Below are 14,240 nucleotides of genomic sequence, written 5' to 3' on the forward strand. Positions count from 1 at the left end.
AAGACCCGGGACAACATACGAACACAAAGATTGGACTCAAGCTCATGACGAATTTGGAACGTGTAATTCCAGGCAGGCTGGCTGACGATGGTTCCGTGCACTACTCATCAACCACCAGTGCTCCCGACGAGAGTACTGCTGTGTGCTACATGATCCCTGATCGGGTGATTCCCATCATATTCGTCCCTGGGGTGATGGGCAGCCACCTGATCGCAACAGGCGCTGATAATCCCAACGAGGATGAGCCTGTGTGGCTCTGCAATAGCCCGCTGAGGGTGGCGACTGCGTGGATGTTCAGAGGTGCGGAAACACGCAAGCAGAAGCTCGATCCCGATGCTACGGGTGTCTACGACGGAGGAAAGATTCCCTCTGGCACTCCGCACACGGAAGAGGAACTTCGAAGGCGCGGCTGGGGCACCGTCGGCAAGATGAGTTATGGAAGCTTTTTGGTGTGGCTTGAGAACGCGTTGAACGATTCAGAGCATGCACACGAAGGCACACGCGCCAGATTGATGGAAGGCACGCCAGACGTCGGGCAACTCACGTATGACGAAGTGGCGCTGTCTTATCGATACCAGCTCCCGGTGCATGCGGTTGGCTATAACTGGCTTAAGTCCAATGCTGATTCAGCGCTGCAGCTTCACGAAAAGATAGAAGAATTCAAAGATTTCTATAAGCAACGTAACCTGATATGCGAAAAGGTAATTATGGTTACCCATTCGATGGGAGGTCTCGTTGCGCGGCACTATTCGGAGGCGAAAGGCTACGGCGACAATGCGTTGGGCATCGTTCATGGGGTGATGCCTGCGACGGGCGCCGCCGCTGCCTATAAGCGGGTAAAAAGCGGCACAGAAGGGTTCCTTACCGGAAAGGTGCTCGGTCCTGATGCGGCAACCATGACGGCTGTCTTCGCGCAAAGTCCGGGGCCGCTTCAGCTATTGCCGAGTGTGGACTACGGTATGGGCTGGCTAAAAATAAGTGACGGCAAAAACCTCATGACATTTCCGAAGACATCCCCTTATCGGGAAATATACTTGGCGAGGGGAAAATGGTGGGGGCTCGCTGATGAGCGGCTCATCAATCCTGCGGATCAGAAGAAAGTCGGTCTGGATCAGGGCTGGGGAAGGTACGCTGAGTTGATTTTGAATATTGTTATGCCATTTCATGACCAAATCAGCTTGAAATACCACCGGTCGACATACGCATTTTATGGGGACGACGAAAAATTCAAGACATGGGGGACGGTAACCTGGAAGCGAAAGGCTTCGTCCTTTTGGAGGGATCGTAGCTATTCAATGGTGCCTCTCTCCGATGTCCAAAACTCCAAGCTGATGAAGGATTCGGGGACTGGAGAAATCACGCTTGAAGGACAAGATGGACATTGGTGGAGTAGCGATTCTTTTCAATTGCAATGTGCGGAAGAGACTGGTGACGGAACGGTTCCCGCTTTGTCAGGGCGCGCTCCTGGCGGGCAGAGCGGCGTGAGCGTCTGCAAAGCCTATTCCGGTATAGACCATGAGGGTGCGTATAAAAATAAAGTGCAGCAATTGTTTACTGTTTGGGCGCTGGTAAAAATCCTGCAAAACGTTAAAGGCACTCAGTTGGAGTATTCGTTTTGAAAAAGCGAGTCGGTTTTACAGTGTTTTTTTGGATATTTCTTGTTTTAGTTCAAGCTCGTGCAGACTCGGGGGGATTAAATATGTCGAATAAAATTGAAGGTTTGCAACCTCGCTGCGTGGGTCGTTTCATCATTGATGCACCTAATGGCGCGCTTCAGGCGGGAGGCGCGACAATAAACGACGTAAAGCTGACGGCCGAACAAATATCCTTGCAGGATTTCGAAAATGAAATGCAGGCGCGTGAGGTGACGCTTAAATCAACAAGAAGTGAATTTGGTTTTCAATTTCTGTTCGACTACGGAAAGGTTCGTGGTAGCGATAAAACTCGTTATTTTATCTCGCTTGGAGAGCCACATGAAATCAGTGATGGCGCTCGCGTGATTGAGGCTTACAAGTGGGACAATGGTTATCAAGTTTCGGTACGCATTAAGGCATTCGATTCCAGAAATTTGAAGATTTATGATCGACACCCGGAGATGAGGGAGTTTGCATCGAATAACGTTCCCGAAAAGACAAATCTTGTTTTTGATCTGGTCGAAAGCGCCTACGGTCGAAATGATGAGGTGATTCCAACGGAGCCGGGAGTTTGCTTTCTGGGCGGCTTCCTTAAGCGCACGGCGCAAAGAAATGAGCGGATCAACACCCGCTTTGTTCTGGCCGACAAGCGAGATGTGAAGATATCGCTTTTGACAGACTCCGGAATTCAGGAAAAGGACACGCTGTTGCAGCGAGGTAAGCAGGTGGAGCGAAGTCTGAGCCTGATTTCGGGTGGCCGCACCGTGCGCAAGGGTCGAGTGTCGTTGCAGGGACTCGAAGCAGAGGAGTGGCTTACTGCCGGAGAGACACAACTGGAAGTGCCCGGCAACACCTTTACCCTGGAAGCGAACTCCACGATTGGTAGCGCGGAGGCACCCTTCATCGCTCTCGATATGAAAACGGGTGCGCCAAGCAATTTCGAGAAGGGGCCGATCAAAGCGGCATCCATGAGCGAAGCGGATGCCGTCAAGCTCTGGGATGCGGTATCGCGCACGCTTCGCCCGCGCCCGAACGGCTTCTGACCAATCGAAATGCCAGTCGAACTCGATAAGCTGCCGCCGAAACGCGTGGTCCCCGAAAACCCACCGTCGCGCCAGGTTTGGACTGTGGTGTTTCTGGTGCTCACGCTTGCAGGGATATTTGCCGTCTTGCTGCTCTGGCCAAAGGACGAGCCCACAAATACGCCGTGGTTCTGGTCGTGCGTCGCAGTATTTCCAGCCGGGGTCGCCGGGTTTTTCGTGTTGCGCCGTTTTTCCGTGTTCGAAGGGCAGCGTCGTGACGCGCTCGAGTGGAATAAGGCAACCGACGATTACATGAACGACATGTTCGATCGAGCCAGTCGCCCGCTCGATGCTTTGACTGTTGCATACCGGTTCTCCAGCGACGCCGATGAGAACAAGTTCGATGGCCTGCTTACTGGATCACTGCAACTGGAACCATGCGCACTGCCGAAGGCAGACACGCCTCCAGCCAAAGTACGTTGGTTCGCTCAGCCTGATCGCGACAAGGACGGCAGGAAACATTTACAAGACGAGGCGAGACAAGCCGACATTCTGCGAAGGGTCTTTGGCGAACTACAGGATGACCTCAAGAAGAGTATTGGGAGTCTGCCGCGGCAATTGCCGACATCCGTTCGGTTGATCGTGTCCGGCTCGGCGCTGTCCGCCAATATCGTCGAGTGTTGGAAGCAAAGCGGGGCGCAGCGCGGATTGCATCTCTCAAACGTATGTCGCGAGCCCGAATGCCTGGTCCCGATGTGGCTGGATGCATGGCTTGACGAAATTGAGCAAGATCGAAGCCAGGACGCACGGCTCCTCGTATTCGTTCAATTGAATCCGCTTCTCGATAAAGGGCCGTCAGAAGGTAGTTGCGAGATAGCACTCGCGATGTTGCTCGTGCCTCCCGCTCTCACCAATCGATATGGGCTGATACCTGTCGCGCAGGTCCATCGGCCGGAGCGCGCCACTGGTAAGTCGCTGGATGCGACATTGACCAATGCGCTGCGCTGGGGGCGATCTGCCGCCACGGATGTCGAGGGAGTCTGGCAAAGCGGACTGGACCTGGGTTCGGCCGGCGCGATGACCGCCGCCCTCGTCAAGTCCGGCATAACGATCAAGCCGGGCGACGTCGACTATATGGTTGGACATGCCGGTATTGGCGCTTCATGGTTTGCGCTGCTTTGCGCAATCAAGTCGGCGGCCTCCGGAGGGACCCAACTTGCAGTCATGAAGCAGGACGCTGAACTGATGTTCAGCGTCGTTCGGGTTCCACGGTCGAAGCCTGTGAACGGTAACCGCTGATCAAAAATCAATGTGCTCGGGAACGAGATTACAGCGAAAGGAAAGCACTGAACAATGCCACGACGCTACGACATATTGAAGGGCGATAAGACAACCATGGATGGCACGGTACTTGGGGGCGATTCACTCGACCGCGTCGGCGGCCGGGAGCAAGCCTACGAGCGTGATGAGATTTGGTGTCCGGCATGCCGGTCGATAGGGCTGATCGTATGCGATGGAACTCGTCTTTCGATGACGGGGCCGGACGGCAGACAAGGAGCGCTGAGCGACGATCTATGCATTTGCGCATGCGAGCCTCCACCTCGGCTGATTCCGTCGCAAAGCTCGTCCTATGTAGACGTATAGCCGCATTGCATGTCCTTGCTCGTACTCCTGGTACTACATGCGCCATTCGCGGCGCTTCCGATTTCTCGCGTTTTTTGATCTTCAAGCATGTTCCGCAAGTTTCGCATCGATGTTTGGAGCCTTGTCATCCTGACGGTGATGGCTGGACTCTTGATCTGGCTGAAGGGCGATGAGTGGTTCGGCTTGCATTCAGCCGAAGCGCGCGCCAATTGGATTGTCCTATTGTGTCTGGTCTTTGTCGCCGCCTTCATCGGTTGCACCTACGACGCCGCGTCACGCCCCGCGGTTGCGGCGCGACGTGTCGGACATTGGGTACGGTCGCAATTCGGGGCACTGCCGGCAACGCAGGAAGAAGGCATGAATAGCGCGAAAGCCCGCGTTGACGCTCTATCGAGAGCATTGCGTGATCGTCACGGTTGGCGTTGGCGCTATCGCAATCGCTGGGTGATGTTGGTAGGAGATGTCCCGCTCGTTGAAAGGCTCGCGCCAACGCTCAAAACTGACGGCTTTGTGCTCCAAGGCGATCTGGTATTGGTGCATTCGAATCGTACAGACGGCCAACCGGATGAGGCGTGGCTCCGTCAACTTCGTCGCGTTCGTCAGCGCCGTCCGATCGACGCGATCGTTGCGGTCATACACGCGCAAGGTTCATCGAACAAGCCATTCGATGCCGAGGCCATTGGGCATCGACTGGTGCATCATGCGCTTGCCCTGCGCTGGGCTGCGCCAGCGTACTTGCTGAACGTAAACGAGTGCAGCGGCGTCTTATCGAAGCACGATGAGAGCGTTGGGTGTGTCTGGTCGAACGCACGCGCGGACAAGGCATACATCGATACGTCACTCGACCGGCTTGCAGCCGATCTTTCCAATGCAGGCGTCGCGCGGCTTGCCGTCGATCCTTATGACTGCGCTGCGGCGGAATTGGCACAGCAGATGGAGCGATTACGCGGAGCCTTTTCGGATTTGATCGTTCAGATCGGCAGTTCGCGTATCTGGCGCACTGCCGTTCACGGCTTGCTGTTTGCGGCTATTCCTCGTGAGCGGGAGACGGAAAATGATCACGGAGGGCAAGAGGCCAGGTCAGGTTCGCAGCATGCGATGGCGTCCAGCCATGCGCTCTGGCAAGCCATTGCCAATCACAGCCGCCAGGTCCACGGTCGGCGAGTAGGCTTCTCCTTTTCGACGACCGTCGCGTGGGCGACAACCGCTGTGGTCGCGCTGTGGACCATCGGAACGTTGATTTCGGGCGTCTCGAATCGCGCGATGATTCAGGAGGCAAGTACCACGCTTGGAAGGTTCTCGTCGACGCAAGCCCCAACGCAAGCGCTCGTCGCCCTCGACAGCCTGGACAAGCAACTCGATACGCTGGAAGTTCACCGCAAGGAAGGCGCGCCGTGGCTCACCCGTTTTGGCCTGAACCGCGACGCCGCATTGCTCGAATCGCTCTGGCCCGGCTACCTGAGCGCGGCTTCGCTCGTGCTCATCGCGCCCATTCAGGCAAAGCTCGAAACCCGCCTGAACCAGCTCGCCTCGCTCTCCGATGCCGAAATCGCAAGCGGCGGCGCAGTGCAGGTGCAGGCCGCATACGACACGCTCAAAACGTACCTGATGCTCGCGCGCCCCGAGCACGCGGACGCAAAATTCCTCACGCAACAATTGACGGCAACCAACGCCCCCACGCGTCCGCGCAACTCGTCGCTCACACACGGCACTTGGGAAGACCTGCGCCAACACGCGATCGCCTTCTACGCGAGCCACCTCAAGCGCGGCTCATCACCGGCCATTACGCCCGACGTTTCGCTCGTCGCCGCCACACGCCAGACGATCATCGGCGTGCGCGGCATCCAGAACTCGACCGATGCGATCTATCAGCACATCATCGACGAGGCGAAGCCGAAATACCCGCCGCTCACGCTTGCGGCTTTGCTGGGCGAGCATCCGAGCCGTGGCCTTTTCGACGCGACGGCCACGATCCCCGGTGTCTTTACGCGCGCCGCATGGGAAGAACGCATCCCGAAGGCAATCGACGAAGCCAGCGAGCAACGCACCGTCACTGGCGACTGGGTGCTCTCGGACGCCAGACTAGACGCCGCCACCCCAGCGTCGACGCTCAAAGCCGAGCTACGTCAACGCTATTTCGACGACTACGCCCGCGCCTGGGCGCAATTCCTGAACGGCATACGCTGGCAAAATGCATCGTCGCTATCGGACACGGTCGATCAACTCGCATTGCTCGGCGATCCACAACGCTCCCCGCTCGTCGCACTAATGAATGCGATCGTCTATCACGCGGATGCAGGAGCCCCGACGCAGTCGCTGTCGGACAGCCTCATCTCGAAGGCGCAGCACCTCGTCGGCACGGACGAAAAGGATCCCTCGAAGCAGACGCGGCAGCCGCAACGCTCGCCGCTGGCAGTCGCCTTCGGCCCGATCCTGCGCCTGACGGGCAGCGATCTCGCTCCCAACGCGAAAGCGACGTCACAGGCGATCGGCGACCTGAGCCTGCCGCGCTATCTCGAGCGCGTCACCGCGATGCGCCTGAAAGCCCGGCAGATGATGGCGAGCCCCGACCCCGACGCGATGTCCCGCGCCGCCGCCCAAGCCGTGCTGCAAGGCAGGACCTCGGATATCGCCGATAGCCGCGACTATGCGGGCCGTCTCGCCGCGAGCCTCGGCGAGCAATGGTCGGGCTTCGGCAAACTCTTCGAAGCGCCGCTCGATCAGACCTGGCAAGTCGTCGCGCAACCCGCGTCCGCCAGCCTGAACGAAATCTGGCGCGCTTCGATTCTCGCCGACTGGAACCACAATTTCGGCGGCCGGTATCCATTCGCCGATTCGGACAACGACGCCTCTCTGCCTGAATTGGCGCGCTTCATGCGTCTGGATAACGGCGTGATCGCTCAGTTCGTGACGACGCAGCTCGCGGGCGTCATCGAGCGCCAGGGCGATCATTGGGTGGCGGCGCAAGGTTCCGATCAAGGCGCGCTCACGCTCGATCCCGCGTTCCTCGCGGCCCTGAACAAGCTCACGCGCGTATCGACGGCCATGTTTCCATCGGGCGATGCGCGCGTCCGCTTCGATCTGCGCGGCGTGCCCACGCCGGGTGTCACGGAGATGAGCTTCGCGCTCGCAGGGCGCGACTTCAAATACTTCAACCAGAAGGAAGAATGGGTGCCGTTCGAATGGCCGGGCCAGACGCTGGAAAACGTCACGCACGTGGAATGGCAAACGGCGCAAGGCGGTTTGCGCTCGGCGCTCGATGAGCACGGCCGCTTCGGCCTGATTCGCCTGCTCGAACATGCGAAGGTGGCGCAGCAGGACGGCGCGCGCTATCTGCTCTCATGGACGCCGGATCAAAGCCAGGCGCCGCCGCTCTCGATGCAGATGCGAGCGGAAGCAGGCGCGGGGCCGCTCGATGTGCTCGCGCTGCGGCACTTCACGCTGCCCACGCGCATCTTCGTGACGAATGCGGCCAGGGATGGGCCGAAAAAGACAATGGCCAATCCGCCGCCCCTGCCGCCGGGCGCGCTCGCCGCGGCCGCGCGGCTTGGCGTGCCGCTGCCGCAAGGAAAGATCACGGAGGCACGATGATGCTCGCGGGTTTGCTCAAGGCACTGTTTCCATCGCGCGATGCCGAACAGATGGCGCGCGCACGGCTCGAAAGATGGGAGGCATGGCTTGCGCCGCTCTCGGGCGGGAACGGCGCGGGCCGCGATGCCGGCTACGAAGACGCCTTCTTCGAGCTGAAGGACGAAGCGAGCAAGCTTTCCGATATCGACGATTCGAAGATCGCGCGCGCTTGCGAACAATTGACCAAGGAGACGGGCAAGGACTTGCGCGTTGTCGGCTACTATGCGTTCGCGCGCCTGCGTCAGGATGGAGCCGCTGGTTTTGCCGACGGACTCGAACTGGCCGCCGCGATGGTCGACCGCTTCGGCGAAGCGCTGCATCCCGCGCGCGCCGAAGCGAAACGAGGCGCACTGGAAATCCTCGCGACGACGCGCATCTTCGATCTGCTCGACAGCCGGGGCGCATTCGCATCCACCGATCTGGAGCGCGCGAGCGCCGCACTCGATGTGATCATCGGATGCACGAGCGCGTGGAGCGAAGCGGCGCGGCCGAATCTGCGCAGGCTCATCGCGCGTTTCGAGCGCATGGACGACGGCGTGCCGAGCGCATCCGCGCCGATTGCTGCGAGTCCGTTGCCTGCGATTGCGTCGTCGATCGCCTCGACGCTCGATCTTCTCGAGCAGGCGCGCATCATGGCCGCGTGGCTGCGCGATCAGGAAAACGGCTATCTGCCTTCAACACGCCTCGTGCGCAGCATCCGCTGGGACACGCTGCACGAAGTCCCGCCAGCCGATGCAAGCGCACGCACGCGGCTCGTCGCGCCGCGCGGCGAACTGCGCCAGCAGTTCAAGCGGCTGGTGTTGCAGAAGCAGTGGAACGAGCTGCTCGAACGGGTGGAGGGCGCCTTCATGGAGGGCGTCAATCACCTGTGGTTCGATCTGCAATATTTTCAGCACGTCGCGCTCGACAACGTGGGCGCGCCCTATCATGCGTGGCGCGAATTGCTGCGCGCCGACTTCGCACTTTTTCTCGAACGTCTGCCCGGCATCGAACGGCTCGCGTTCAACGATGGCACGCCCTTCGCCGACGACGCCACGCTCGAATGGATCGCGCGCCACGCCGTCGTGCGCGATCTCGAAGCGGGCGAGAGCCTGGCGGCGCTGCCCGTTTCCGCCGATAGCAACGAAGGAGCGTCGGGCGACTGGCCGGAAATCGAAGCGCAAGCGCGCGATCTCGTTGCGCGTGAAGGCATCGAAGCCGCGTTTGCGTGGCTCGAGGCGCTGCCGTGCATGAGAACGGAGCGGCATCGCTATTTGCAGAGGCTCGTGATGGCGCGCGTCGCCGATAACGCCGGACGCGCGGACACCGCGCTCGCGCTGCTCATCGAGCTCGATGCCGCCGCCCGGACATTGCCGCTCGTGCGCTGGGAACCGGCGCTTATCTTCGAGGTGAAGCAACAGCTCTTGCGCGCGTTGAGGGCGATGAGCAACCGCAAGGACACGGACAAGGCGACGCTCGCAAGCCGCATGTCGGAATTACACGGCGAACTGACGGTGCTCGACCCGGCGCGCTCGCTCGCGCTGTCCTGAACGCGCTCGCGAACATATGCAATGAACAACGATCTGCGCCATTCCATGCAAACCCAAATGGACAACGAAATCGCCAGGAGCGACGATCCCGTCCTGCGCTACTACGAAGCCGAAATGCGTTATCTGCGAGAAGCGGGCCGTGAGTTCGCGCGGGCGCATCCGGATCGGGCACGTATGCTCAATCTCGATCGCGTCGGCGATCGAGATCCCTACGTCGAACGCCTGTACGAAGGCTTCGCGTTCCTGACCGGCCGTCTCCAGCAGAAACTCGACGACGAACTGCCCGAGCTGACCGAAGGCCTCGTGAGCCTGCTGTGGCCGCACTACCTACGGATGGTTCCATCGCTCTCGATCGTCGAGTTGATTCCGCTCGCCGAGAAGCTGCAGAGCACCGTGCTCGTGCCGGCGGGCGTCGCAGTGCGTTCCGTGCCGATCACGGTTCCCAGGGAAAGCGGCGAGGGCGCCGCATCGAACATGGTCCAGTGCCTGTACCGCACGACCCAGCCGGTCACGCTGCAGCCGCTGCGTATCACGCGCGCGGGTCCGGCCGTCCGGCACGACGGACGCTCGGTCATTCGCATCGCGTTCGAACTCGACCATTCGACGCGCCGCGAGGAGATGGACCTCTCGCGCGTCCGACTGCATCTGAACGCGGAGCTGCCGACCGCCTTTGCGATGCATCTCGCGCTTACACGCCATGTCGATACGATCGAATGGCGCGTGCCGGAAGTGCGCGACGGCGAAGCGCGCCCGCTCGCCGGCGTGATGATCGAACCGGCCGGCTTCTCGACCGAAGAGCGCCTGTGGCCCAAGGCGGACGCCGCGTTTTCCGGCTATCAGCTGCTGCTCGAATATTTCACGTTCCGCGAGAAGTTTTTGTTCGTCGATGTGTGCGGCTTCGATATCGCGAAGCTACCGGTGGAATCGACGCGCTTCGAACTGGAGATCGTGCTGAAGCACGCCTATCCGTCCGATCAGCGCTTCGACAAGGACAACGTGCGGCTCTTCTGCGCGCCGGTCATCAATCTGTTCCAGCTCGATGCGGAGCCAGTTGTGATCGATCATCACGAGACCGAGTATCGCGTCGTGCCGGCGGGGCATCAGGGCGAGCACGTCGAGACCTATTCGGTCGACGCGGTCGAATCCTTCGATCACGACACGGCCGAGCGCTACGAGTACGTGCCGTTCGCCACGTTCAGACATCGCGGCGGCATGCTGCGGCACGAAGCGCCCGAACGTTATTTCCATACGCGGGTGCGTCCGGGCATGGATGGGCTGCACGAGACGTGGCTCATCTTCGGCGGTCATGCGTGGGAGTCGATGAAGGATCTGCCGGAAGAGAGCGTCTCGCTGCGCGTGACCGGCACGAACGGCATGCTGCCGCGCAAGGGCTTGCGCGAAGCGCGGCTCGACGAACTGGCCGAAAGCACGCCGAACGTCGCGGGCGTGCGCAATCTCGTCGCGCCGACCTTGCCGCTCTATCCGCCGACCGGCGATCGCTTTCAATGGCGCGTGCTCTCGCACCTCGCGCCGAACTTCCTCTCGTTGATGAACGCGGAAGTGCTGCGCGGCGCGCTCGCCCTTTACGACTGGACCAACGACGAATTGAACCGGCGGCGTCTTGCGGGCATTCTGCATGTATCGGAGGAACTGCTCGAGGAAGTGACGGGCGGCGCGGTGGAGCGGGGCGTGCTGATCGAAATCACGCTCGATTCGCAAGCGTTCTCCGGTGAAGGCGATGTCATGTTGTTCGGGGAACTGCTGCATCGTTTCTTCGAGCTCTACGCCGAGGTCAATCTGTTCACGAAGCTCGTGATTGTCGCGTTGCCCGCGCAAGCGCGCATCGAATGGCCGCGCTCGAAGATGTCGCGCGCTGCGCTATGAAGTCGCACGATTTTCCGTGCCCCGAACCGTTCGTCGCCGCGTTGCTTGCACGCGCGCCACGCATGAGCTTCATGCAACTGTGCCGCCTGCTCGAGGCGCGTGCGTCCGGGTGCCCGGGCTTCGGCCAGCGCGACACACTCGGGAACGAACCCGTGCGCTTTCGGCCGCGAGCGCGCATGGGCTTTCCAGCGGGCGAGATCGCGGCCTCCGGGTTCGAACACGACGACGCCGATCCGGACGGCGCGCCGCCACCGCCCACGATACGCACGACTTTCATGGGACTGTACGGCGTCGACGCGGTGATGCCCACTCACTATCTCGACGACATCGTGATGCGCGAGGAAGGGCACGAGGCGGTCGAGGCGTTTCTCGACCAGTTCAATCATCGCTTCGTGACGCTGCTGTATCGTGCGTGGAAGAAGTACCGGTATCCCGAGACGTTTCGCCACGGCGGCACCGATGCGCACTCGCGCAGCCTGTTGTGCCTCGTCGGCCTCGGCTGGGGCGACAAGCCGGCCCGCGCCGGCTTGCCCGACGCTCGCGCGCTTGCTTTGCTCGGCCTTCTGGTTCAGCGCACTCGCACGCCCGAGGGGCTTGCCGGCGTGGTTGCGCTCGGCGCGCCGGGTGTCGATGTGCGCGTCGACGAATTCTGGCCAGTCGCCAGGCGCACGGCACGGGGAACGCCGCTTACATCGACCGGCGCGCTCGCATCCTCAAAGCAGGTCGACAAGCGTCGCGGACTCGGGAGCGGCTACGTGCTCGGCAAGCGCCTGCCCTACCGCAGCCGTGCGGTGCGCGTGACGCTGCGGCCGGCCAGCGCGCAACAGGCGCATGTCCTGCTGCCCGGCGCATCGCTGCATCATGATCTGATGGCGCTCGTGAAGCTCTACATCGGCACGAAGGCCGACGTGCATCTTCGAATGCGGATGTCGTCGCGCTTCGCGCCTACGCCGGCCGTTGCCGCATCGCTCGCGGAACGCGCGCCGCGGCTCGGATGGACCATCGTGCTGCCTTGCGCCGACGAACGGGACATCGAGATTTCCCTGGGCGTGTGCGAAGCGTTTCCGGCGCCCTTACCAAATCCCTATATCAACTCACCTGTCGCACCTCAGGCGTGACGACCGAACTCACCATGCTCAAATGCAATACCGCAGTCAGCGCCGCTCTCGCGCTTCTGCTCGCCGGATGCGGCGCGTGGCAGGCCGTGTCCGACAGTTCCATCGCCGCATACGATGCGGTGTTTCACAAGCGCGTCAAGGTGCTCGACGTGGATCTCACGGCACGCGTTGCCTTGAATCAGGACGACGCAGGCCGCTCGACATCGGTCGCGGTGCGTGTCTATCAGCTCAAGGATCGCAAGCGCTTCGACAGCGCGTCCTACGACGACCTCATCAAGCGTGACACCACGGTACTCGCTCAGGATCTTCAGGCCAACATGGCGGCAGTGGTGAATCCGGGCGCATCGGCGAGCCTGAGTCAGGCGATGCAAAAGGAGGCCGGATTCGTGGCGGTCGCGGCGTTCTACCGCGATCCGCCCGCCGATGATTCGTGGAAGCAGGTCGTCGCCGCGAAGACGCTGTCGGCGGACGAGCCGCTCAAACTGACCCTCGTCGACAACAGGCTGATGCCGGACGAGGAAGCCAGGAGCAAGAAAGCCAGATAAGAAGCGCGGCAATCCGCCTCTCCCGATCGATCGTAGAATGAACGGCGCCCAGCCCGCGGCGCACCGACTACACAAACCGATTCGGGAGACACCACCATGCGACGTTGCAAAGCGGCATTCCTGATCATTCCTTTGACCGCCGTCGGCGCGCTCGCGGGTTGCGGCGGCTCCGACGACGATCAACCCGCCTATGCCGATGCGCCGAAGATCATCATCGATTCGGACTTCAACACGATGGGCGACGACGGCCAGCTCTTCGCCATGACGACGCAACTGATGGGCGAAGGCAAGGTCGATCTGCTCGGCCTGTGCGTCGTGACCGGCAACGACTGGCTGCTGCAGGAGGAAGCCGAAGCCCTGAAGGCCGCCGAGCGCATGGGCGTGCAGGACAAGGTGGGCGTCTACGCGGGCGCGAACTATCCGCTGCAATACGATGTCGCGAGCATTCGCGCGCAGCAGGCCGCGAATCCGAATGGCTACTTCGGCGCGTGGATGCGTCCCGAGCCGACGCAGCAATCGCAACTGACGGCGCCGCCCGACGGCTTCGCGATGTCGAACAAGCTGCAGAGCCAGGACGCCGCCGACTTCATGATCGACCGGATCAAGCGCTATCCGAACCAGGTGACGATCATCGAGGTCGGGCCGCCGACCAATCTCGCGAGCGCCGTGAAGAAAGCGCCCGAGATCGTTCCGCTCATCAAGCAGATCGTCTACATGGGCGGCGCGATGAATGTGCCGGGCAACGCGAACGCGGTCGGCGAACTGAACTGGTGGTTCGATCCGGTCGCCGTGCGCACGCTCCTGCAGACGACGATCCCGCAGAAGGTGATTCCGCTCGACGTGACCAATACCGTGCCGTTGACGGAATCGGTCTACAACCAGATCGTCAATCCGCCCACGGGACAGACGGCGGTGACGAAGGTGTATGCCATCGCCAATGCGGGCGCATTCGCCACCAACACCGATATCTACGACACGCTGACGATCGGTTACTTCCTCGATCCGACCTACGCGACGCAGACGCAGAGCGCGTACCTCGACATCGATACGACGCCCGGCGAGGATCAGGGGCACGTGAAGGTGTATCCGGATGCGCCGCAGGCGGGTGCGTCGCCGCAGAAGATCACCTACGTGACGCGCTACGACAACGACCGCTTTTTCAAGCTCTACGTCGATCTGCTGACGCGGCCGGTTCCGGTCAAATTCCAGTAACCCGAAAAGGGCAGACCCGGCG

Annotated in this window: 10 protein-coding genes; all 10 read left to right on the forward strand. The window is 61.0% G+C overall.

Features of this window, described 5'->3' with window-relative positions; translation table 11 throughout:
- Positions 1–44 precede the first annotated feature (44 nt).
- Positions 45–1,619 carry a Tle4 family T6SS lipase effector gene (locus tag AWB83_RS13895; protein WP_143750050.1) on the forward strand — a complete coding sequence of 525 codons (1,575 nt, stop codon included), beginning with the start codon at positions 45–47 and terminating at the stop codon, positions 1,617–1,619.
- Complete coding sequence (locus tag AWB83_RS13900; protein ID WP_143750051.1) at positions 1,616–2,677, forward strand: T6SS immunity protein Tli4 family protein; 1,062 nt, start codon at positions 1,616–1,618, stop codon at positions 2,675–2,677. The genes AWB83_RS13895 and AWB83_RS13900 overlap by 4 nt, the downstream gene beginning before the upstream one ends.
- Positions 2,678–2,686: 9 nt before the next feature.
- The gene (locus AWB83_RS13905) at positions 2,687–3,955 is read left to right on the forward strand and encodes a KPHS_23130 family T6SS system protein (RefSeq protein ID WP_087046134.1); all 1,269 of its coding nucleotides are present in this window, start codon (positions 2,687–2,689) and stop codon (positions 3,953–3,955) included.
- Positions 3,956–4,009: 54 nt separating this feature from the next.
- Positions 4,010–4,300 carry a PAAR domain-containing protein gene (locus AWB83_RS37245; protein WP_087046135.1) on the forward strand — a complete coding sequence of 97 codons (291 nt, stop codon included), beginning with the start codon at positions 4,010–4,012 and terminating at the stop codon, positions 4,298–4,300.
- Positions 4,301–4,387: 87 nt separating this feature from the next.
- Complete coding sequence (locus AWB83_RS13915) at positions 4,388–7,891, forward strand: ImcF-related family protein (protein WP_087046136.1); 3,504 nt, start codon at positions 4,388–4,390, stop codon at positions 7,889–7,891.
- Entirely contained in the window at positions 7,888–9,459 is a 1,572-nt protein-coding gene (gene tssA, locus AWB83_RS13920; RefSeq protein WP_087046137.1) for a type VI secretion system protein TssA, read from the forward strand. Before AWB83_RS13915 ends, tssA begins: the two co-directional genes overlap by 4 nt.
- Before the next feature lie 57 nt (positions 9,460–9,516).
- On the forward strand, positions 9,517–11,343 hold the full coding sequence (tssF, locus tag AWB83_RS13925) for a type VI secretion system baseplate subunit TssF (RefSeq protein ID WP_087046203.1): 1,827 nt from the start codon (positions 9,517–9,519) through the stop codon (positions 11,341–11,343).
- Entirely contained in the window at positions 11,307–12,461 is a 1,155-nt protein-coding gene (gene tssG, locus AWB83_RS13930; protein ID WP_087046138.1) for a type VI secretion system baseplate subunit TssG, read from the forward strand. The genes tssF and tssG overlap by 37 nt, the downstream gene beginning before the upstream one ends.
- A 14-nt stretch (positions 12,462–12,475) precedes the next feature.
- The gene (tssJ, locus tag AWB83_RS13935) at positions 12,476–13,006 is read left to right on the forward strand and encodes a type VI secretion system lipoprotein TssJ (protein WP_087046204.1); all 531 of its coding nucleotides are present in this window, start codon (positions 12,476–12,478) and stop codon (positions 13,004–13,006) included.
- Between the two features lie 96 nt (positions 13,007–13,102).
- Complete coding sequence (locus AWB83_RS13940; RefSeq protein ID WP_087046139.1) at positions 13,103–14,218, forward strand: nucleoside hydrolase; 1,116 nt, start codon at positions 13,103–13,105, stop codon at positions 14,216–14,218.
- The last annotated feature ends 22 nt before the right edge of the window (positions 14,219–14,240 follow it).

The organism is Caballeronia ptereochthonis (assembly GCF_001545075.1).
GTDB lineage: Bacteria > Pseudomonadota > Gammaproteobacteria > Burkholderiales > Burkholderiaceae > Caballeronia > Caballeronia ptereochthonis.